Source organism: Natronobacterium texcoconense, from assembly GCF_900104065.1.
Classification (GTDB): Archaea; Halobacteriota; Halobacteria; order Halobacteriales; family Natrialbaceae; genus Natronobacterium; species Natronobacterium texcoconense.
Map to the genome: position 1 here is coordinate 220019 of NZ_FNLC01000003.1, position 21344 is coordinate 241362.

The 21344-nt window shown below is 63.6% G+C and carries 22 protein-coding genes; 9 read left to right on the top strand and 13 right to left on the bottom strand.

What is annotated here, in order from left to right; translation table 11 throughout:
* A complete protein-coding gene (locus BLR35_RS14610) occupies positions 1-585 on the top strand; it encodes a diacylglycerol/polyprenol kinase family protein (protein WP_090383473.1) in 585 nt (194 codons plus the stop codon).
* Here the strand turns inward: BLR35_RS14610 and BLR35_RS14615 are convergent.
* Positions 580-1224, bottom strand: a complete 645-nt coding sequence (locus tag BLR35_RS14615; RefSeq protein ID WP_090383477.1) for a helix-turn-helix domain-containing protein — start codon at positions 1222-1224, stop codon at positions 580-582. The two genes, BLR35_RS14610 and BLR35_RS14615, sit on opposite strands and share 6 nt — an antisense overlap.
* Before the next feature lie 82 nt (positions 1225-1306).
* Here BLR35_RS14615 and BLR35_RS14620 point away from each other — a divergent pair, with 82 nt between their 5' ends.
* A complete protein-coding gene (locus BLR35_RS14620) occupies positions 1307-2239 on the top strand; it encodes a hypothetical protein (RefSeq protein WP_090383479.1) in 933 nt (310 codons plus the stop codon).
* 56 nt (positions 2240-2295) lie between these two features.
* Here the strand turns inward: BLR35_RS14620 and BLR35_RS14625 are convergent, their stop codons facing one another.
* The 6 genes from BLR35_RS14625 to BLR35_RS14650 all read right to left on the bottom strand — a co-directional run bounded on the left by BLR35_RS14625 (position 2296) and on the right by BLR35_RS14650 (position 8455).
* Positions 2296-2607 carry a winged helix-turn-helix domain-containing protein gene (locus BLR35_RS14625; RefSeq protein WP_090383481.1) on the bottom strand — a complete coding sequence of 104 codons (312 nt, stop codon included), beginning with the start codon at positions 2605-2607 and terminating at the stop codon, positions 2296-2298.
* 13 nt (positions 2608-2620) lie between these two features.
* Positions 2621-3262, bottom strand: coding sequence for a hypothetical protein (locus BLR35_RS14630; RefSeq protein ID WP_090383484.1), 642 nt, complete (start codon positions 3260-3262; stop codon positions 2621-2623).
* A gap of 139 nt (positions 3263-3401) precedes the next feature.
* Positions 3402-4313: an ABC transporter ATP-binding protein gene (locus BLR35_RS14635; RefSeq protein ID WP_090383486.1), complete on the bottom strand. Its 912-nt coding sequence runs from the start codon at positions 4311-4313 to the stop codon at positions 3402-3404.
* Entirely contained in the window at positions 4310-5182 is an 873-nt protein-coding gene (locus BLR35_RS14640; protein WP_090383490.1) for an ABC transporter permease, read from the bottom strand. The genes BLR35_RS14635 and BLR35_RS14640 overlap by 4 nt, the downstream gene beginning before the upstream one ends.
* 177 nt (positions 5183-5359) lie before the next feature.
* Positions 5360-5953 carry a flavin reductase family protein gene (locus BLR35_RS14645; RefSeq protein ID WP_090383492.1) on the bottom strand — a complete coding sequence of 198 codons (594 nt, stop codon included), beginning with the start codon at positions 5951-5953 and terminating at the stop codon, positions 5360-5362.
* Between the two features lie 93 nt (positions 5954-6046).
* On the bottom strand, positions 6047-8455 hold the full coding sequence (locus BLR35_RS14650) for an outer membrane protein assembly factor BamB family protein (RefSeq protein WP_090383494.1): 2409 nt from the start codon (positions 8453-8455) through the stop codon (positions 6047-6049).
* Positions 8456-8563: 108 nt separating this feature from the next.
* Here BLR35_RS14650 and BLR35_RS14655 point away from each other — a divergent pair, with 108 nt between their 5' ends.
* On the top strand, positions 8564-10972 hold the full coding sequence (locus tag BLR35_RS14655) for a DEAD/DEAH box helicase (RefSeq protein ID WP_090383497.1): 2409 nt from the start codon (positions 8564-8566) through the stop codon (positions 10970-10972).
* A 157-nt stretch (positions 10973-11129) separates the two neighbouring features.
* Here BLR35_RS14655 and BLR35_RS14660 read toward each other — a convergent pair whose 3' ends face one another.
* Positions 11130-12155, bottom strand: coding sequence for a DUF2332 domain-containing protein (locus BLR35_RS14660; RefSeq protein ID WP_090384131.1), 1026 nt, complete (start codon positions 12153-12155; stop codon positions 11130-11132).
* Between the two features lie 254 nt (positions 12156-12409).
* Between BLR35_RS14660 and BLR35_RS20360 the strand changes: the two genes are divergently transcribed.
* Positions 12410-12808: a hypothetical protein gene (locus BLR35_RS20360; protein WP_139169303.1), complete on the top strand. Its 399-nt coding sequence runs from the start codon at positions 12410-12412 to the stop codon at positions 12806-12808.
* A 194-nt stretch (positions 12809-13002) separates the two neighbouring features.
* Here the strand turns inward: BLR35_RS20360 and BLR35_RS14665 are convergent, their stop codons facing one another.
* On the bottom strand, positions 13003-13671 hold the full coding sequence (locus tag BLR35_RS14665; protein WP_090383499.1) for an Sjogren's syndrome/scleroderma autoantigen 1 family protein: 669 nt from the start codon (positions 13669-13671) through the stop codon (positions 13003-13005).
* 105 nt (positions 13672-13776) lie between these two features.
* On the opposite strand from BLR35_RS14665, the gene BLR35_RS14670 reads away from it, so the two are divergent.
* Entirely contained in the window at positions 13777-15159 is a 1383-nt protein-coding gene (locus tag BLR35_RS14670; protein ID WP_090383502.1) for an outer membrane protein assembly factor BamB family protein, read from the top strand.
* A 4-nt stretch (positions 15160-15163) separates the two neighbouring features.
* Here BLR35_RS14670 and BLR35_RS14675 read toward each other — a convergent pair whose 3' ends face one another.
* Positions 15164-15598, bottom strand: coding sequence for a GNAT family N-acetyltransferase (locus BLR35_RS14675; RefSeq protein ID WP_090383503.1), 435 nt, complete (start codon positions 15596-15598; stop codon positions 15164-15166).
* A gap of 51 nt (positions 15599-15649) precedes the next feature.
* Positions 15650-16111 (bottom strand): TIGR00725 family protein, encoded by a 462-nt coding sequence (locus BLR35_RS14680; RefSeq protein WP_090384134.1) that lies wholly within the window; start codon positions 16109-16111, stop codon positions 15650-15652.
* A gap of 162 nt (positions 16112-16273) precedes the next feature.
* On the opposite strand from BLR35_RS14680, the gene mdh reads away from it, so the two are divergent.
* Together mdh and BLR35_RS14690 are read left to right on the top strand one after the other, a co-directional pair.
* Positions 16274-17188 carry a malate dehydrogenase gene (gene mdh, locus BLR35_RS14685; RefSeq protein WP_090383504.1) on the top strand — a complete coding sequence of 305 codons (915 nt, stop codon included), beginning with the start codon at positions 16274-16276 and terminating at the stop codon, positions 17186-17188.
* A 115-nt stretch (positions 17189-17303) separates the two neighbouring features.
* Complete coding sequence (locus BLR35_RS14690; protein WP_090383507.1) at positions 17304-17966, top strand: HAD family hydrolase; 663 nt, start codon at positions 17304-17306, stop codon at positions 17964-17966.
* A 4-nt stretch (positions 17967-17970) separates the two neighbouring features.
* Here BLR35_RS14690 and BLR35_RS14695 read toward each other — a convergent pair whose 3' ends face one another.
* Positions 17971-19413, bottom strand: coding sequence for a cytochrome P450 (locus BLR35_RS14695; RefSeq protein WP_090383509.1), 1443 nt, complete (start codon positions 19411-19413; stop codon positions 17971-17973).
* A gap of 81 nt (positions 19414-19494) precedes the next feature.
* On the opposite strand from BLR35_RS14695, the gene BLR35_RS14700 reads away from it, so the two are divergent.
* Entirely contained in the window at positions 19495-20148 is a 654-nt protein-coding gene (locus BLR35_RS14700) for a helix-turn-helix domain-containing protein (protein ID WP_090383511.1), read from the top strand.
* 4 nt (positions 20149-20152) lie between these two features.
* Here the strand turns inward: BLR35_RS14700 and BLR35_RS14705 are convergent, their stop codons facing one another.
* A complete protein-coding gene (locus tag BLR35_RS14705) occupies positions 20153-20398 on the bottom strand; it encodes a ferredoxin (protein WP_090383514.1) in 246 nt (81 codons plus the stop codon).
* Between the two features lie 140 nt (positions 20399-20538).
* On the opposite strand from BLR35_RS14705, the gene BLR35_RS14710 reads away from it, so the two are divergent.
* On the top strand, positions 20539-21339 hold the full coding sequence (locus tag BLR35_RS14710; protein ID WP_090383517.1) for a class I SAM-dependent methyltransferase: 801 nt from the start codon (positions 20539-20541) through the stop codon (positions 21337-21339).
* Positions 21340-21344: the final 5 nt, after the last annotated feature.

A 21344-nucleotide genomic window follows, 5' to 3' on the forward strand; every position in this document is an offset into this window, starting at 1 on the left:
ATGGCCGACGAACTGAAGCGACGACTCGTCCACGCGAGCGGGTCGGGACTGGTCGCACTCTACTTGCTCGCGAACTATCTCGAGGTCGGACTCACCTGGGACCGGTTCCAGCTCCTGATGGTCGTTCTCGCGATCGGCGCGCTCGCGCTCGAGTTCGTTCGTCTCCGCGTAGGACTGGACTGGTGGATCTACGAGAAACTGACCCGCGAGTACGAACAGGAGAAGATCGCCGGCTACGGACTCTACATGATCAGCATGACCGTCGTCGTCCTGCTGTTCGAGCCACAGATCGCGCTGCCGGCGATGTTGATGCTCGCGCTGGGTGATCCGATCAGCGGCGCGGTCTCGGACAACACGCTGAAGCGGGTCAAGGGACCGAAGGTGCTCGTCACGATGTTCGTCGTGAGCGCCGTTCTCGCTGCCCCGTTCCTCCACGAATACCCCTTCGCAATCCTCGCGGCGGCGCTCGGCGCGACCCTCGCCGACGGGATCAAACTCTCCATTCGCGGCTACATCGTCGACGACAACCTGACGATCCCGATCTACGCGAGCGTGCTGGCCTGGCTCGTCCTGTGGTTCCTATAGTCGATCGAGCGCGCTGTCGACCGCACGCGCCTCTCCTCGCCGAAGCAACTCCGACGCCGTCGAGACCGCACACTCGAGTTCGTCGGCGACGGCCTCGATACCGTTCCGGCGTGGCACCTCGTAGTAGCCGAGTTCGCGGGCGACCTCGAGTGCCTTTTCCTGCCGTTCCGACAGGCCAGCGCCGTCGACTGTGAGGTCGTTTCGGACCTGCCGAACGTCGAGTGCGACGCCTTCGGGAGTCTCCTCGAGCACTGCTCCGAGGTCGCTGGGGTGACCGACCAGCGTCATTCGCATTGTCCGATCCGATCGGACGTCGATCGGCGGGACGACCACGACCGTTTCCTGTGCGAGCGCGTTCAGAAGCGACGTCCCCTCCGATCCGAGTTCGCGACGGAGATAGAGGAAGAACCCGTCGTCAGTCGGCGTCACGTCGTACTCCCTGACGGCGTCGCGGCCCTCGAGAAAGGACTCGTACGGGTCGGGTTCGCCCTCGACGAACGAGGTGATCGTCTCGACGCCCTCGACCGACTGCCCGCCGAGGATTAGCTCTCGCTCGAGGTCGGGGTCCGTACAGAGCAGGTCGTGGATCGGCGACAGCGCCGACGGATCGTACCGCAGTTCGATCCGGATCGATTTCATAGGTGGGCCTCTCGCTCCAGCTACTTGAAACACCGATAGGTTTCGGGAGTAGTTCGAACCGGTTCGGGCGTCGAGAGAGCGTATGAACTCGCGACCGATTCGATCCTGGCTGATTCGCGGTATCGTTCTTGGGACGCTCGTCGGCGTCGTCGGGTACGCCCTGCAGCGCACTCGGTCCAGTCTCGACCCGTCCGCGTCGGGGAGCGAGACGGACGTCATCACCGAACGCCACGCGACAGCGGCGCTCGTTCGCCGACGCGTCGATCCGGCAGGACTCGAGTCGCTTCGCGAGCACGTCGCCGAGACGGTGGTCGACGGCGATCCGAACCGGCTGCTCGGACTCGAGGCGGTGACGACCGCGTCGCTCTTTCTCACGGGCGAACGCGAAGAACCCGAACTCGTCTGGTACGTCGAAGGGCCGCGGTCGGCGGCCGCCTGGGACGACAGGCAACTCGAGAACGCGTTTCCGATCGACCACGAGGCAATCCTCGAAGACGGCGACCAGTGGATCGATCGAGAACTGCTCGTCCACGCCGTCCATCCCGAGCGACCGCGGACCGCGACCGGCGGCGAGCGACTCGTCGCGTCGGGTGACGAACTCGAGCGCGACGTCGAACTCGTTCGGCTTCCACTCGAGTCCGGCTATCCGGAACGGCTCGCCGAGGCGTTCGCAGGCGTAACTCGGCGGGTCGTCGACGGCGAACTGGAACTCGACCGAATCGAAAACTGGAGCGCCGAGATGCTCGAGGCCGAAGCGATGTTCACGGAGTCGATCTTCCTCGAGCGATCCGCCGACGGCTATACGCTGTGGCAGTACATGGAAGCCGAGGACATGGACGGCGTGTACGAGGCCTACTACGATACCTGGAACCCCGTCGCCCGGGTTGCGGAAGTCGTGGTCGGACGGGTGCTCGAGGAGCCCGACCGCATACTGTCGCTGCCGCTGGGAACGGATACGGAACTGCTCGCTCACGCAGTCGATCCGGACCGGCCGCTGCAGGTCGAAGACTGTTGAGTCGGGAGGAGAGATCAGGCGGCTCAAGAACAGTGCGAAACTCGCTGCGTGCGCCCTCACTGACCGCCGGCTTCGTCCGTATCGCCGGCCAACCCATCGATCAGCGTCTCGAGCGTGTCGATGTGTTCCTCGAACTTCGATTGACCCTCGTCGGTCAGTTCGTAGGTCGTCTGTGGCTTGCGGTCGACGAACTGTTTCTCGACGGTGACGGCTCCGGCGTCTTCCATCCGCCCGAGGTGACTCGAGAGGTTGCCCTCGGTCACGTCGAGTGCCTCGACGAGTTCCGGGAACGCCGTCTCGCCGTGCCGGTAGAGGTAGGCGAAGATCTGCAACCGGGTCGGCTGGTGGACGAGTTTGTCGAACTCCATGGTAGTGTTCGAGTCAGGCAGTGTCGGTATCACGCGCGAGATAGACGTAGGCAGTTACACCGTACACCGCATAGAGGACGCCGAAGATCGCGTACCCCCACTCCTGGAGGGGCGGAACGTGGACCATCGCGACGGCGTAGACGAGAATCCAGACGCCGCCGGCGTAGAAGGCGTACCTGTCTCGAGCGCGGACATAGTACGATTTCAGCGACGCACCGGTCACCACGTAGCTGGCGGCGACGGCACCGATGATCAACGCGAAAATCGTCGCGCTCTCGACGAGCGGCGACGCGTCCGAGAGCAGCGGGGTCACGATGAAGAGGACCGCCAGCAGATACGCGACGATCGACATCGACTGGACCGTAAGATCCGGTTTCGTCGTCGTATCTTCGGGCTCCTCGTAGTCACCACCGACGTACCACGAGTAGAGTATTCCAGCACCCATGAAGCCGCCCCACGACGCGGCGTGTCCCCACCCTGGCAGATCGTAGGTGACGACGGCCTGAGAGCCAAACGATGCGAGCATCGTCAGCAGTCCGTAGACGAGCCAGAGCTGGAACTGCGTGGGATACCGTTCGTGGATTCCCATCGCGTCCTTGATCTGCTCGAGTTCGGCCTCGAGTGCGTCGACGTCGATTTCTCGGTCGTCGGTCATGGTGGTCCCTCCGAGTGGCGCTTCGTCGAACTGTGCGAACGGCCACGGTATGGACGTTCCGCTTTCGTTGCGCCCGTCGGTCGCGGTTCGAACGAACGATTTCGAACGGTCGAGACGGTAGCGAGAGTTGGATCGACGATCATCTGTCGACGTGAACGGAGAAGTTGAACAGGTCGGTGTAGTTCGGTTCGACTGGCGTCACCGCCGCGTGCCCGCGGTCGGTACGGTCGCTCTCGGCGACGGCCTGTCGAACGGTCTCGACGTCACACGCCTCGAGGAAACCCCTGGCCTCTCCACCGAGCGGGAACAGCTGGCCGTCGGCGACGTACTCCTCGGCGACTCGCATCGCCTCGCGACCCGTGACGCGGACGACCGTCGGAACGCGTTCCAGCAACTCCTCCGGCGTCCCAACCGCGGTAATCGTCCCGTCGGGCATGAACGCGATCCTGTCGGCGACGTTCGCGTCCATCGGTCGATGGCTGGAGACGACAGTCGTCGTCTTCGGGTTCGCCTCGTGGCGCTCGAGGAGAACGTCGTGGAACCGCTGGACGTTCGTGAGGTCGACGCCAGCGGTCGGTTCGTCCAGCAGGTAGAGCGGGACGTCGGTACTCATCGTCAGCGCGAACTCGAGTTTTCGCTTCATCCCCTCGGAGTAGTTTTCGACGAGTTTGTCGAGGTCGTCTGCGATCCCGAGGTCGTCGACGTAGGTCTCCCAGCGATCGGTGAAGTTCGGCTGGAGACCCGCGTAGAAGTCGACGTTCTCCCGGCCGGTCAGCGTCTCGACGGCGACCGAGTCCTGGAGAAGAAAGCCGAGGTGATCGCCGGCGACTGCCTGTGGACGCCGACCGAAGACTTCGATCTCCCCCTCGGTCGGGCGTTCACTGCCGGCGAAACACGACAGCAGGACTGTCTTTCCGACGCCGTTCGGTCCCATCAACAGGAGGATCTCGCCTTCACGGACGTCGAGGGTCGCGCCCTCGAGAACCCGATCCCGTTCGTCGGAACCGAACTCCTTGCGGACGTCCCTGCTTCGGAGTGCGACGTCGCTCATGGCATCACCTCCCGTTTGTACAGCGATCGGCGTGTGACCGCGACGGCGACAGCGAGTGCGGCGACGGCGTAGGCGACCAGCAGGGCCACCCCGAGGCCGGTAGCGGGCGGGTCAGGCGGTGCGATTCCGGCATCGGTCCCGCCGATGGCCACGAGGTGGTCGGCGACCAGTCGCGTCGCGAGGGTGTGGGGAAGCAGGTTCAACAGCGCGTCGGGGCCGTGGAAAACCGAGGGATCGGTCCCGTTGTACCCCGAGAGCATGAACGCGACCAGGGCGAGAGAGACCGTGATGATCGAAGCGTAGCGGGAGTTTCGAACGGCGACCGAGACCAGGACGGCGACGGCCATCCAGACGACTGCGAACGCGGCGACGGCGACGAGGACGACAAGCGGCGATCCGATCGTCTGCAACTCGAACCTCGCACCGGTCGCGACGCCGACCGGGAGCACGGCCGCGAGCGCGACCAGCGACAGGACCGTGCCAGCAATCATCCGACCCGCGAGGTCGGCCGTCGGAGACAACGGCAAGGCGCGAAACTGGACGTACCGATCGGCCTCGATATCCGCTCCGAGTTGTTCGCTGAAGCTGTTGAGCGACGCGATAATCGCGCCGAACATCCCGTAACTGATCGCAACGACGCCGAGGACGTACGGCTCGATTTCCGCCGGCACGCCTTCGGGCACGAACACGGTAATCGTCAGCAGGTAGAAGCCGACCGGAAAGCCAAGCGTCCAGAACAGCACCCCCTTGTCTCTGAACAGCTCGCGGGCGTATCGGGCCACGAACGCCCGGGTCTGGGCGATCCATCGCTCGAGGGTAACCCCTCGAGCGGAAGTCGGGGTCGGACTGTGAGCTACGTCAGGAGTCATTCGTTCACCCCACACACCACTCTCCAATACAATAAATCTTGGTATAGAGACTACTTTGTGCTACAAAGTGGCCTGTAGAGACACACAGAAGCAAGATTTGGAGATCGGTCGATGTAGTCGATCGACCGCAGCCGTGGAACTCGAGACGGCAGGAGAACGTCGAAATCCGGTACCCGATCAGAACTGGCGCTCGAACTCGATCAGATCCGAGACGGTGTAGTAGGGGCCACCGAGTCGGCCGACGGTATCCACTTTGGCCGCGTCGATCTGCCCATCGGTCATCACCGACTCGTCGACGTGGAAGTACTCGACGTCGCCCAGGATCGCCAGTCGATCGCGAACCCGCATCGAGTCGTACAGTGTACACTCCATCGTGACGACGGCGTCGGCGACCCGCGGTGGCTCGATCGTCTCGCACTCCGCCCGGTCGACCTCGGCGTAATCGAACTCGCTTTCGTCTGCCTCGAGCGAGGCCGCGGTCGTGTCCATCGTCTGGGCCAGCGGCTCCGTGACGACGTTGACCGCGAACTCCTCGGTCTCGAGGACGTTTCGCGGCGTATCCTTCTGCTCGTCGCCCTCGGCGTAGGGCGTGTTGAAGATCACGACCGGTTCCGCCGAGGAGACGTAGTTGTAGCTGCTGAACGGTGCGAGGTTGTCGACGCCGTCGGTGCTCGTCGTCGAGATCCAGGCGATCGGCCGCGGCGTGACCGCGGACTTGATTATTCGGCCGCGTTCGTTGGGCTCGAGTTCCGCACTGTCGTATTCGGGCATGAGTGACAAGCTATCCTCGAGAGATAAAGCATTACGCGTTCCAGCAGGCATCGCGGCGTTGCGACGGGCGAAGCCGCTCGAGAATCGAACCGATCACTCGAACGCATAGACGGTGTCGTTGTCGACGCCGAACAGTCGATCCTCGGCCGCCACCAGTTCGGAGACGATCGAGCCGTTCGCTGGTAGCTCGCTCGAGGTCGAGACGTCACCGGTCTCGGGTTCCAGACCGGTGAGCGTTCCATCTCGGGTTACTACCCAGACGAGACCGTCGGCGACGACGGGGGCCGTGTTGATGGAACTCTCGAACTCGGTACGCCACTCGATCTCCCCCGATTCGCCGTCGATCGAGACGATCGTCGACTCCGTTGCACCGCTCCCCACACCGCCAGTAAAGACAGTCCCGTCGGCGACCGCCGTCGCCCACATGGATTCTCCGTCGTCGACGTCGTGGACCGTCGCACTCCACTCACGATCCCCGCTGTGGGCGTCGTACGCGCGAACCGTTCCGTCGTTGACCGCACTGACGACTAGCTCGTCCAGTATCGACGGGCTGGTCGCCGGGAACTGCGACGGCGTATTCGTCCAGGAGCGTCGGCCGTCGGTCGTCAGCGCGGAAATGCTGCCGTGGGAAACGAACAGCGTCCCGTTCGAGACGGCCGGTGCGGACGCTGCCTGCGATCCGACGGAGCCGATCGACTGGTGGTCGCCGGAGTCGGGATCGAACTCGTACACGTCGCCGTCACGGTCGACACCGTAGACTGCGTCGCCCGCCGCGACGAACGGGGCATTGAACTCGCCGGCAGTGTTCGCCTCCCAGACTGTTTCGCCGGTCTCGATTCGAATCCCGAAGACCATCCCCTCCGACGTCCCGACGATCGCCAGATCGTCCACGATAACCGGCGCTGTCGCCGGGAACGATCGATCCGGGCCGACCGACTGCCGCCATCGAACGTCACCCGTCGCGCCGGTGATCCCGACCACACCACCCCGTTCGCTCGTGACGACGACCCCGTCCGCCACGATCGGTGGACGCGGATCGTTTGCCGGGACAGCCCAGGTTCGCTCGAGGTCGTCCCGTGGCGGCGTCGCATCGGGGTTTTGCCGTGAGTTGCTGCGGTCGTAGCCGGTCGTCGGCCACCGGCCCACGTCTTCGGCCGGTGTCCGATCACCGAACGAGAAAGCGGTAATTCCTCGATCGTGGCCGACGAAGACGCCCGACGGCGTGACTGCTGGTTCGGCGGTCGTCCGTCCACGATACCACGTTTCCCCGAGAACGTCGCCATCCGAAGCATCCACCACGTAGAGCGTCTCGTCCAGCCCGAGCAGACAGATGCGGTCCGCTACGACGACGGGCGGCGCGAGAACGGTCGTTGGAAGCGATGCCTCCCAGACGACGTCGCCGTCCGCGAGAGAGAACGCCCGTACGAGTGCCTCGTCGGACTCCGAGACGTGCGAGGACCGGTCGTTGTCGACGAAGACCACGATATCGTCGGTGACTGCAGGCTTGGGTCCGTCGACAGCTTCGTCTTCGGTCTGCCAGAGCACGTCGCCGTTCGTGGCGTCGACGACGAATCCGGTGTACTCGTGGACGTAGACGACGTAGCCGTCGACGAGTACGGGGCTGTCCCGATCGTTGACCACCGACGGGAGTTCCGTCTCCCACTCGAGTTCACCGGTCGCTGCGTCGATCCCGACGAGTCGATCGCCGGGCACGGCGACGACCAGGTCTCCATCGGTCGCGACGCTGCCGGTGTAGCCGCCGGCGTCGACCGCCCAGAACCCCTCGCCCGTCGTCGCATCGAGCGCGTAGACGGTGTTACTCCCGGAGACGTAGACGACGCCGTTCGCGACTGCTGGAGAACCGCGGACGTCCCCGTCGATCCTCGTCGACCACGTCGTCTCGCCGGTGTCTGCCTCGAGAGCGAGCACCGCATCGGGTTCGTCACCGGGACGGTTCGCACAGACGTAGAGCGTGTCGTCGACCACGGTTCCCGGGGCGAACGCGCTCGGTACCGTTCCGGGCTCTTCGAAGACGCGCAGATCGGTTACCCACTCCATTTCGCCAGTGTCGGCCTCGAGTGCGACGATACCGCCGCTAAACGGTGCGTCCTCGAGGTCGAACTCCTCGCGATAGGCGAAGACGCGGCCGTCCGCGGCGATCGCACCGAACGACTCGGGATCGATCGCCTCGTGGCGGTGGTCGACCGTCCAGTCGTGAACCGTCGTCTCGATCGACGACTCGCTATCGGCGATCCAGCCGGAGTTCCCGAGATCACCGCCGAACGTGGGCCACGCATCCGACGCCTCGTCCCGGAGATCTACCCCTTCAGTCGAGTCGATCGCATCCGCTTGCTCGTCGTCCGTCGTGCTCGCGAACTCCTCGGTACCGGCCCCACCCAGGTCGGAGAACTCCTCGAGTTCGTCCGAACAACCAGCGACCCCTACGGCCCCTCCGGCAGCGAGTAGCTGCAGGTACCGTCGCCGCTCGATGCGTCGAGTCATACACGAACGAGACAGTCACACAAACTATAACTTTGGGCGCTCGATGCGGCGTTTTACTTTCACCTCGATACGCGAATCCTTAACCGCTCCCGCGTCGAACCGCTGGCAATGGCAGCGACGGACGAGGATACTCCCTCCATCGAGCATCCGCTTCTCGAGCCCGACTTCCTCGAGCGGCGGCTCTACCAGCTGAAACTCGCAGGCACGGCCGCAGACCACCACACGCTCGTCTGTCTCCCGACGGGCCTGGGGAAGACGACGGTGAGCCTGCTCGTGACGGCTCGCAGACTCGAGGAGGTCGGCGGGACGTCGCTGATGCTCGCGCCGACGAAGCCGCTCGTCCAGCAACACGCGGACTTCTACCGGGAAGCCCTCCAGATCCCCGACGACGAGATCGTCGTCTTCACGGGCGACGTCAACCCGGAGGATCGCGCCGAGACCTGGGAGGAAGCGACGGTCGTGATGGCGACGCCGCAGGTGATCGAGAACGACCTCGTCGGCTCACGAATCTCGCTTGCCGACGTCACACACCTCACCTTCGACGAGTGTCACCGCGCGACCGGCGACTACGCCTACAACTACATCGCCGAACGCTACCACGCCGACGCGAAGAAACCGCTCGTGACGGGGATGTCCGCCTCCCCCGGTGGGGACGAGGAGGCCATCCTCGAGGTCTGTGAGAACCTGGGTATCGAGGAAGTCGAGGTGATGACCGAGGAGGACGCCGACGTCTCGGAGTTCACCCACGACACCGACGTCGAGTGGGAACGGATCGACCTCCCCGAGGAGGTACTCGAGATTCGCGACGCCCTCAACGACGTGATCAAGGACCGCCTCGAGAAACTCAAGGAGATGGGCATCGCGAGTTCGACCCAGCCCGACCAGTCCCAGAAGGAACTGAACGCGATGCGGGCCGAACTCCAGAAGCTGATCAACAACGACCAGTCCGAGGGGTTCGAAGGGATGTCGATCCACGCGGAGGTGATGAAGCTCCGCCAGGCGGTGACGCTCGTCGAGACCCAGAGCGTCGAGGCGGTCCGTCGGTACTTCGACCGCCAGCGCAACCAGGCCCGGTCGTCGGGTGCGTCGAAGGCCAGCCAGCGGCTGGTCTCGGACCCCCGCGTCCGCGAGGCTATGCGCAAGGCCGAGGACTTCGACCAGTTGCACCCGAAGTACCGCAAGAGTCGCATGCTGCTCGCGGAGACGCTCGGCCTCGAGGACGGCGAGCGCGTGATCGTCTTCACGGAGTCCCGCGACACGGCGGAGGCCCTGACAGACTTCTTGAGCGAGAGTTTCGAGGCCAAGCGGTTCGTCGGCCAGGGCGACCGCGAGGGCTCCGACGGAATGACCCAGAACGAACAGCAGGACGTTCTGAACGACTTCCGTGCCGGCGAGTTCGAGGTGCTCGTCTCGACCTCCGTCGCCGAGGAGGGACTCGACGTGCCGGAGGTCGACCTCGTCCTCTTCTACGAACCCGTTCCCACGGCAATCCGCTCGATCCAGCGAAAGGGTCGAACCGGCCGCCAGTCGGAGGGCCGCGTCGTCGTCCTCATGGCCGAAGACACCCGTGACGAGGCCTACTTCTGGATCTCTCGCCGGCGCGAACAGGAGATGGAAGACGAACTCCGCGAACTCAAAGGAATGGCCGACGAACTCGAGGAGGAACTGGACGACTCTCAGCAGTCACTCGCCGACTTCGACAGCGGAGCGGAAGTGAAAGACGGCGGCGACGATCCCGACGCAGTCTCCGACTCTTCCACCGGAAGCGAGGGGGTAGCGGATCCCGGCCTGCAGGAGTTCACCGAGGGCGTCGACGGCGACGCGGACGACGTCGAAACCCACGAACCCTCCGCGGAAGGTGAGGCGATCGAAATCGTCGCCGACCAGCGCGAGATGGACGCAAACATCGCCAGGGATCTCTCGAGGCGAGAAGAGATCGACGTACGACTCGAGACGCTCGAGGTCGGCGACTACGTCTGCTCGGACCGGGTCGTCGTCGAGCGAAAGTCCGTCGCTGACTTCGTCGACTCGCTGGTCGGCGGCGACCGCTCGATCTTCGAGCAGGTCGGCGCGATGGCCCGCCACTACTCCCGGCCGATCGTGATCGTCGAGGGCGAAGGGTTGTACGAACAGCGGGATATCCACCCGAACGCCATTCGGGGTGCGCTCTCGAGTCTCGCGGTCGACTTCGACGCGAGCGTCCTGCGAACGGAAAGCGAGGAGCGAACGACCGAACTGCTGGCCGTGATCGCAGGCCGCGAACAGGAGACCAGCGACCGCGAGGTGTCGGTCCACGGCGAGAAACAGTCGAAGACGCTGGCCGAACAGCAGGAGTACGTCGTCTCCTCGATCGCCGAAATCGGCCCCGTCACGGCTCGGTCGCTGCTCGAGGAGTTCGGCACCGTCGAGGCGGTAATGATCGCGAGCGAGGAAGAGTTACAGGAAGCAGAGGGCGTCGGACAGGTGACCGCCGAACGGATGCGAGAGGTTATCGGCAACGAGTACACCGGGCAGTAACGTCCGTTCGACTCGAGGTGCGACGCCTCGTGGGTGGGGAGAATACTGGCTCTGCCGAAGCCCTTAGCGATGAGAAGAATCGACTACTGAATACAGAGCACGGATGTAGCAAGTCGAGGGTGATGCGAACTGAACAGAAGGGAATCTACTGTTTGGCTTATGCACCCTGCCACCGTATCCAGTTTCCATACGATTCGAACTGCGCAATCTGGGACTCGGTAACATCTCCTTCTTTGAACGTTACTAGCCGGTATGTAGGCCGCCCAAGTCCTTCATCAGGATCAATTGAGAGCCAGTGAACAGGTTGTTCTGTGCTATGATCGGAAAGAAGTGACCGGAGATCCGCGATCGTACTTTCTTCAAGTTGATAGAGAACGTGTGTGCTGAACACGATGAGATCGGCTTTATTCGGAGCGGCCAACAGTTGAGTTGGTAATTCAGCAACGGCATCGCCTTCCACGAGAGATGGCTGTTTCTCACGTGCGATGTCAATAGCACCTGTGAGTTGCTGGTGCCGGCGAAGTTGATTCGGGTGAATCAGGGCATGAAGCCACCGTGCATCCTGTTCTGTGGTTACATCAAGCGTATGTAGATCAATGCCACGCAGGTGAGTGATTGTTGGAAGGTCCTGAGAAAACGGTGGTCGGTGGTCACCACGTACCTCTGTGGTGATCGTCACGGGGGAATCGCTCTTCCCAATCTCACCAATTGCATCGAACTCGTATTGGTACTGATCCCAATTCAGGTTCAGTCCTGCACTTGTTCCGATTTCGATTTGAGCTAACAGATTGTGTTCTGCAATTCTGGAGACGTGCTCAAACGCCGGAAGGAGGATCGCTGACCGGCCGACATCATTCGTCTGACACCGACGCGTTGCGATTATCGATCGCAGCGTATCCTCGTTTGTTACACAAAAATCCCGGAAGTGAGGGACAGGGTCTTCATCAGGACCGTTTCGGTTACAGGTTGGATAAAACTGGGCAAGTGGATGATCTCTTCCCTGGAGAAGCAGTGAATGTACCGCTGCAAGCAAGAGTTCTGGCTCGGGTTGACTCACCGATGCTTCTGACGCGATATCAAGAAGGTGATCGTCGGTGGCCGTTGCCTCCGCTACTGTTGCATACAGTGGACACTTGTCTTCTACCCATCCTGCATATCGTAAGAACGTATCAGAGATATCCACGATTCTAATCGAAGCGGTCATGTTGTAAATCCTACCTTCCTAACTCGACGATCTATGGGGACCGTCCACTTTTACTGACCGACCACCACCCCTTCGAATTTCGTTCCCGATTCACTAAATCAGCCGATCAGCACACCTGTGAACGTATCATAAACCGTTTGGATAGTCGTTGTCCTGAAGTTGCTCTCTCAGATGGTGGAACGAGAATTTTACCTTCCCCAACTCGTTATGGGTGCGGTAGGTAACAGAACGATATGGACTGCGCTCGACGGAAGGTGATACAGTCGGTTTGTCTCGGGAGTGGTTTTGTCGGTATTAGTGGGTGTCTTGGGAACAGTGAAGCATCGTCAGATAGCGCGTCACAGAACGCGAACAATGGAGCAGATGAGGTCGTAGATGAGCTTCCAGAATATGAGACCGGACCTGAGGGAGAAGAAGAGTATCGAGATCGATCTGATGAAATCTCAGACGCTCTCTACGACGCGTTATCTGAACAGGACTGGTTCATCGAAACGGGTCGAACTGCCAGCGGTGCTGAGTGGGTAGTGTTCGTCCGTGTTCACGATATCGAACCGGCAGAAGAGTATGTACCTACGGAATGGGGTGGTATCGATATCGAGGTCGAAAAAGGAGACTCTCCTGAACCAGAGTAAAAAACACGGAACAAACGGGGCAGAATCTGACGATTAATGGGCAGACTAACGATTTAAGTCTCGTGTCGCATTCTCGCCCTGTGTTCAGTACGGCTACCGAAGCCTCTCACCAAAGCTGGATTTCAGCAGAGCCAGGGGACTGGTGACGAAGAGAGAGTACGAACGCGAGTTAGGAAGCAGCGAGACGGAGACGGTCAGCGGAGCGTGTTCAACGTCTCGCTCGCCTCACGTGCGGCCTCGAGACACTCTTTTGCGTACCGCGGATCGTCGGCTGCCGCGGCTTCGGCGGCGAACCGCTCGAGGGCTTTCTGGAGCGAGTCGTGGGCATACTCGAGGTCGCCGTCGAACGATCGACGCGAGCCGTTGCGATCGGGCGCGGGAGACGGACGAGCGGATCGAGACTCGGAGTGCGAGGCGGCCCCGTTCGTTCGGGCCGGCTCGTTCGCGCCGGTCTGGGATGGCTGGGGCTCCTCGGTACTCGATCGTTCCTGAAGGCGATCTCGAGCACGGTCGCCGAGACTTGCGTCGTCGCTGTCGTCGCTCTCGGCGTCTACTGGCGTCGATCCAGTAGCGCCCGCGTCGCCGGCCTCGGGTTCGTTGGGTTCGTTTGCGGCCTCCTCGGCAGGCTGGGCCTCGAGGTCAGTGCCCTGGACGGCGTCCGGGTTGCCGTGACAGCTCGGACAGAAGGTGACGCCGTTTTCCTTGAACAGTGGGTCGCCACAGGTCCCACAGTGGGCGTTCGTCATGGTCGCACCCTTCAACAGGAGGTCGCTCATCCGCTGGGTGGCCTCCCGTTCGGCCTTGTCGCGTTCGTACTTCTCGCGAAGCTTCTCGCGTTCGGCTTCCTTGTCGAAGTCGCTCATATTCATCTAGACGGGTTTGAGGGTCGAAAAGGCTACGACCTCGGTACCCGGTTCGTCGGCGGGATCGACGACGAATATTTGTTCCAGTGAGAGAAAGACAACAACATGACTGGTCCCTGGTCTGACGGTACTGGCGACGGCTGGCCACGACGTACCGTCCTGGCGACTGCCCTCCTCGGTACTGGCGGCTGTCTGGCCGAACCAGAATCGAACGACACCGACGAGATCGAAGAGTCGGACGGAGACTCGAGCGATGGTACCGCCGAGTCGAACGAAGCCGCGACCGAGTACGACGATTCCTGGCCGGCGTTCGGCTTCGACGCAACGAACGTGGGGCACAGTCCGGATGCAGTCGGGCCGACGACGGGGGAAGTCGCGTGGGTCGTCGATGGCGGAACACCCACGATGAACTGTTCACCGATCGTCGCCGACGGAACGGTGTATACGGCCGCGACGGGCGGCGACGGAGGGTTGTTCGCGATCGATCCTGTATCGGGGTCTGTCCACTGGGAGTTTGAAACCGACGGCTACGCGAGCAGCGCATCCGGATTCGACGGCGAACGGTGTTACGTCGGGACGTGGGACCACCGGTTTCACGCCATCGACGCCCACACCGGAGAAGAAGTGTGGACGATCGAACCGGGCCACCGCTTTGGCGACTCGTCGCCAGCCGTCGTCGACGGTGTCGTCTACGTCGGTAGCTACGGCGACGCGCCGATGGTCGTCTCGGGACCCGAAGACGAAGAACGGTTCGAGACACCCGCGATCCTCGCACTCGAGGCCGAGACGGGCGAGGAGCGGTGGCGATACGACGCGTTCGACGAACGCGACAGTATCAGTTCGTCGCCTGCGGTCGCTGGCGGAACAGTCTCCGTCGTAACACCGACGGGCGAATTGCTCGCCCTCGACGCAGCCAACGGAACCGAACGCTGGCGGCGCGACCTGGACGCCCACAGCGACTCGTCGCCGGCGGTCACCGGCGGCGTCGTCTACTGTCCAGCGGGACGGACAGTCGACGAATCCGACGTTCGCGGCGGTCTGTGGGCGCTCGAGGCGGAGACGGGTGAACCGCTGTGGTCGACGGAAATCGACGACGTGAGTCTGCGAACGTCACCGGCGATCGCCGACGGCGTCGTCTACCTGGCAGGGTCGACGAGAGAAGTGTGCCCCGGGCTCGCGGAGGACTGCGAACCGTCGTCGTCGGGAACGCTCTACGCGATCGACGCAGACACAGGCGAGACACAGTGGACCGCCGATCTCGAGCCGGATACCCGTTCGTCACCGGCGGTCGCGGACGGAACGGTCTACGTCGGTAACGGGACGACGGTATCGGCGATAGACGTCGACGGGGAGACGAACTTCCAGGTCGATCTCGGCACCGCCGAAGAAGCCGACGACGTGCGGTATCTCGACTCGAGTCCGGCCGTTGCCGACGGCCGTGCGTACGTGGGGGCGAACGACGGCCAGTTGTACGCGATCGGGAAGTAGCGCCCTACTCCGTCCGGCGATACATCCCCTTCGAGGCCGGCCGAGTCTCCTCGTAGCCGAACCGTTCGTAGAAGCCGTCGACGTCCGCCATCAGGTTCACGTAGGCGTTCGGCGGCGCCGTCTCCTCGATGTAGGCCTCGAGGTGTTCCATGATCCGCGTCCCCAGCCCCTGGCGCTGGTGGTCCGGATGGACGGCCATGTCCGAGATGTGGTAGACGGTGCCGCCGTCGCCGACGATCCGACCCATGCCGACGACCTCGTCGGTCGGTTCGTGGACCGCGACGACGCCGTAGACCGAGTTCGGGAGGCCGCGTTCGATTCCCTCGAGCGACCGGGGAGACATCCCGGCAACCTCGCGCAAGTGGGCGAACGTCTCGGGGTCGGGGAGGTTCTCGCGGATCGCGTACGGGTCCGATCGCGTCTCGTCGCTGTCGCTCATATCGGGAGGCTCGTTCGAAACGAAAAGGTGGTATCGGTTCGCAGGCGTCGGTTACTCGAGTGCCCGTTCCACGGCGTCGACCGCGGCTTCGGGCGTTTCGACGGTCTCGAGGGTGATCTCGGCTTCGAGCGCCGAAACGTCGTGGGTCTCGAGGCCCACCACGGGACGGTCGTAGATGCCGGCAAAGCCGATTTCGGTGAGCGTGCCGACGCCGCCGGCGAGTGCGATCACTGCGTCGCCGTTCAGGGCGACGAGGGCGTTTCGGGCGTGACCGAGGCCGGTTGCGATCGGGACGTCGACGTACTCGTTGGCTCCCGCTCTGCGTTCGCCGGGGAGGATGCCGATGGTCGTTCCACCCTCGGCTTTCGCCCCGCAACAGACGGCCGCCATCGTCCCGCCGCGGCCGCCACAGACGACCGTGTGATCGCGCGCGCCGAGTTCGCGCCCGACCGCTTCGGCGCGGTCCGCCTGTTCGTCGGTAATCGTCCCGCCGCCGATGACGCTCACTCGCATACTCGGACGAGCGTGGTCCTCGTTCATGGTCGATTCGATCGAGTCGGGAAACGAGAGCGACAGACAGAGGTTCGACGTTCGACGAAATAATCCTCGTCATACCCCTCAAAAATAGGAATTTTCGACGGATTTAACGCACAGGGAAGCGACCGTTTACGTGGTATGACGAAAGTTAGCGTGGTCGGCGCGGCCGGGACGGTCGGGGCCGCCGCTGCCTACAACATCGCGCTTCGGGACATCGCAGACGAACTCGTGCTCGTCGACATTCCGGACAAGGAAGACGACACGATTGGACAGGCTGCCGACGTCAACCACGGCGCAGCCTACGACGGAAACACGACGGTCCGACAGGGCGGCTACGCCGATACGGAGGGATCGGACGTCGTCGTCATCACGGCCGGCATCCCGCGCCAGCCAGGACAGACCCGCATCGATCTGGCGGGCGACAACGCTCCGATCATGGAGGACATCGGCTCCTCGATCGCCGAGCACAACGACGACTTCATCACCGTCACCACGTCGAACCCGGTCGACCTGCTGAACCGACACCTCTACGAGACGGGCGACCGCGCCCGCGAGAAAGTGGTCGGCTTCGGCGGCCGACTCGACTCCGCCCGGTTCCGCTACGTCATCAGCAAGCGGTTCGACGCACCCGTTCAGAACGTCGAAGCGACCATCCTCGGCGAGCACGGCGACGCCCAGGTGCCCGCCTTCTCGAAGGTCCGCGTCGACGGTCAGGACCTCGAGTTCGACGACGACGAGAAAGAAGACCTGCTCGAGGAGCTCCAGACCTCCGCGATGAACGTCATCGAGAAGAAAGGTGCCACGCAGTGGGGCCCCGCCACGGGTGTCGGCCACACGGTCGAGGCCATCCTGCGGGATACGGGCGAGGTGCTGCCCTGCAGCGTCAAACTCGAGGGCGAGTACGGTCACGAGGACACCGCCTTCGGCGTCCCCTGTAAGCTCGGCTCCGACGGCGTCGAGGAGATCGTCGAGTGGGACCTCACCGGGTTCGAGCGCAACGAGCTCGGCGAGGCCGCGGAGAAGCTCTCCGAACAGTACGACAAGGTTTCGTAGACTGCGTCCCTCAATAGGCGAGATTATTTTCCGCGGAGCGCAGTAGCGTCGACCTCACTCCTCCAGCAGCGGTCGAACCGAAACGACCAATTGGCGTTTCGAACTATCTCCTCGAGTGACATCGTACGATGCGGTGCTGTTCGACAACGACGGGATCCTCGTCGAGCCCCCACCGGTCGATACGCAGACCGAAGCCACGCGAACCGCGTTCGGCGAGGTAGGTGTCGACGAGCCCGATCCGGAGCACGTCGCCGCAGTCGTCGACGGCGTACCCGTCGATCGACTGAACGAGATCTGTGCAGCCTACGACCTCGAGCGCGAGCGGTTCTGGGCTGCTCGGGAATACTACGACGAGCAGTCCCAGTTGACGGAGTTTCGGGACGGGACGCGGCGTTCGTACAGCGATACCGGCGTCGTCGACGACCTCGAGGTCCCCTGTGGCGTGGTGAGTAACAACCATCACAGCACTCTCGAGTTCGTACTGGAGTACTTCGACCTGGAGGAGAGCTTCGACACCTACTACGGCCGCGAGAAGACGATCGAGAGCCTCGAGTTGAAGAAACCGAACACACACTACCTCGAGCGTGCGCTGACAGATCTCGAGGTCGATTCCGCGCTGTACGTCGGCGACAGCGAAAGCGACGTCGTCGCCGCCCAGCGAGCCGGCCTCGAGTCGGTCTTCGTCCGGCGGTCACACTGTCAGGACGTCGACCTCGAGGTCACGCCGACCTACGAGGTCGAGGATCTGCACGGGGTGAAGCGGCTGGTCCAGGGATAGGGAGTCACCGCTTCCGGACTCGCATCTCGACAGGGCCGGGATCGAGCGACACCTTCGGCGTCGGATCGATCGATTCCGTCACTCGCTCGAAGTCGACGCGCCGAACCAGCATCGCCAGCGAGAGTTTGAGTTCGGTCATCGCGAACCGCATCCCGATGCAGTGACGCGAGCCACCGCCGAAGGGGAAGTAGGCGTACTCGGGTCGGTCGTCGGGGTCGGCAACCACGGAGCGGCCGTTCTCGTCGTCCGCCAGCCATCGATCAGGCCGGAACGCGTCGGGCTCGGACCACCAGCGCCCGTCGCGGTGGATGCCGTACATGTTCAGCTGGACCGTCGTTTCCGGTCCGATCCGGTAGCCGGCGAGTGCGGTCTCCTCGTGGGGCTCGCGCTGCAGGAACGGCAGCGGTGGGTAGAGACGCATCGCTTCTCGGCCGATGGCCTCGGTGATCGTCAGGTCGGGCAAGTCCGTAAACGTCGGATCGCGGTCGCCACAGACGGCGTCGACCTCTCGCTCGAGTCGCGCCCGGAAGTCGTCGGCGTCGTCACCGGTCAGCAGCCAGCAGGCGTAGGTCAGCGCGGTCGCCGTCGTCTCGTGGCCGGCAAGCAGGAACAGCTGTAGCTGGTCGGTGATCTCTTCGGCCGTCGGCTGCGAGCCGTCGGGGTACTCGCCGGTCGCGAGCAAGGAGAGCAAATCGTTGCCCTCCGCATCGGATCCCCGGCGCTCCGCTACCAGGTCCTCGACGAGGGATTCTATGTCCGCCGTCGCACGTCGGTACTCGCGTTCGGCGCGGCTCGGCAGCCACGTCGGGAGCACGGCACGGGTGCCGAAGAACTCGCTGTCGCTGTACGCTCCCATGGCGTGGACCCAGCGCCGTACGCGGTCGGCGCGTTCGGTCTCGAACTCTAAGTCGAACAGGGTCCGGGTCAGTGCCCGCAGCGTCAGCGCCGACATCGACTCCCGGACGTCGATGACTTCGCCGTCCGACCAGTTATCGACCAGCCGTCCAGTTTCCTCGACCATGTCGTCGGCGTAGGACTCGATTCGGGCCGGCGTAAAGGCGTTCTGGAGCAGCATGCGCTGCTGTCGCCAGCGCTCGCCCTCCGCGAAGAACAGCCCCTCGACGTCGAGAAGGTCGCTGAACTCGTGCTCGAACTCGCCGCGCCAGAACTCGCCGTCGCGGGCGACGGTTACCTCCTCGACGAGTCCGGGATCAGAAACGACAACGAACTCGCGGCCGAATGCCTCGTACCGGGCAACGTCGCCGTACTCGCGCATCGACGCGAGGAACTCGAGCGGGTCGCGTGCGAACGCGAGGGTGCTGTCGACCAGCGGGAGCCCCCGTGGGCCGGGCGGCGGCGTTCCGACCGCCGCTCGCGTCGGTCCCGTGTCGCTCTCCGCGTCGGTCGTCGGTTCTCGGTCGTCCCCCGTCGTGCGTATCTCGCTCATACGCGTTCGTTCGGCGCGAACGACTGTCGGTGCTCTCCCGAAGCACTGAACTTCTTTAAGTATCGACGGCGAACGGCCGGTATGCAGTCGGCAGACCTCACCCTCCGGCTTCCGCCGTCGATGCAACTGCCCGCGCCCGAGGATCCGCTCGAGTCGTTTCAGCGCGAGGAGGTGCTCTCCTGGGAGGTCGATCCCGACGCCGAAACCGTCCGCTTTCTCTCGCTAATCGTCGGCGATCCCGGCGCGCTCGGAAATCTAGCCGAGGATCTCGAGTCAGTCCACCGGTACGACGTCACGCCGGTCGACGAGGACACGTTCTACGGCTACGTCGAGATGGACCTGCGGGCTGCCGACGCCACGCTACTAGGAACGTTCGACGTCCCCGGGCTGGTAGTCGTCCCGCCGATGGTCTACACCGGCCGGGAGAACGTCCACGTTACCGTCCTCGGGGAGCCAGAGGCCATGGCGGGTCTGCTCGAGGAGGCTCCCGAGGACGTGGAAATCGACGTACAGCGCGTGAGCGAACACCAGCGCCGCTCAGAGACGCTCGCGGGTCGGCTCACGGCCAGACAGTTCGAGGCGCTCGAGGTCGCCCGCGAGGTGGGTTACTACGAGGTGCCCAGAAGCGGCGAACTGGCGACGGTCGCGGGGAAACTCGAGTGTTCCGAGAGCGCGGCGTCGACGCTGTTGCGGTCGGCAGAGAAGAAACTGGTCGATGCGGCGTTACGCCGATAGAGAATCAGGGGATCAACTGCTCGCCGTCGTCGTCGTAGATTTTGATCGCGTCGACGGGACAGGTGCGAGCGGCGAACTTCGCGTCGAGTTCCGCGTCCTCGGGCACCTCGCGAACGAAGACGCCGTCCTCGACCTCTTCGCTGTCCTCGAGGATGGCCTTTCCGCGTGACTCGTCTTCCACGAAGGCGTCCCACTCGGCGACACACTGGAACATCCCGATGCAGGTGTCCTCGTCGAATTCGACTTTCATGCCTCAGCGTTCGTCCGAGGGGTGTAAAGCACTGACGGGACCGATTCGGACGGTCGGCCCGCAACCGACGCCCGTGTGGTACGTTAGTCGGAACCACATGTCATCATGATTTTATTATCGGGCGTCGCGTCCGTCGTCCCATGGCAGCCGATCACCGACCCGACGTGCAGGACCGTGAACGCGCCGACCCGCTCGGACGGGCGATGCTCGCCTACCAGCGCGACGAACCCGGTCGGCTGCTGTATCGCGACGGCTCGAGGACGCAGGACGGTCGCGTTCGCGAGTTCTACTTCCAGCCGTCCGACGAGTGGAGCGACGAGACAGTCGGCGTCCTCGAGCGGCTGTGCGATCACGAACCGATCCTCGACGTCGGCTGTGGCGCGGGCCAGCACGCGCTGTGGTGGCAGGACCGCGGCGTCGATGCGGTCGGGATCGACGCGAGTCCGGGAGCCGTACGGTCAGCGCGGGAACGCGGCCTCGAGAGCGCCGCCGTGATGGACATGTTCGACCTCGCGGTCGCCGACGAGCGGTTCGGAGCCGTCCACTGCGTCGGCACACAACTGGGACTCGGCGGTTCGCTCGCGGGAATCACCGACCTCCTCGAGCAGTTCGCCTGCGCCACCGACGACGCTGCCGTCGCGGTCGTCGACAACTACGATCCGAGACGGCTCGACAGGGAATTCTTCGGTTACCGGCCGGATCCCCGCGAGGGAATCGCCCACCGGTGTTTTCACCTCGAGTTCGTCCGCGAATGCGACGGAACCCGCGAGCGGACCGTCGGACGGACGCTGCAGTTCCTGCTGTGTTCGCCGGAGCGACTCCGGGAAGCGGCCACCGAAACTCCGTGGCAGGTGGTCGACGTAATTCGTGGAGAAACGAGCGACGGAGAGGCAGATGCCCACTACCGGGCGATACTCGAGACGGACGCGACTCGAGGATGACAGCA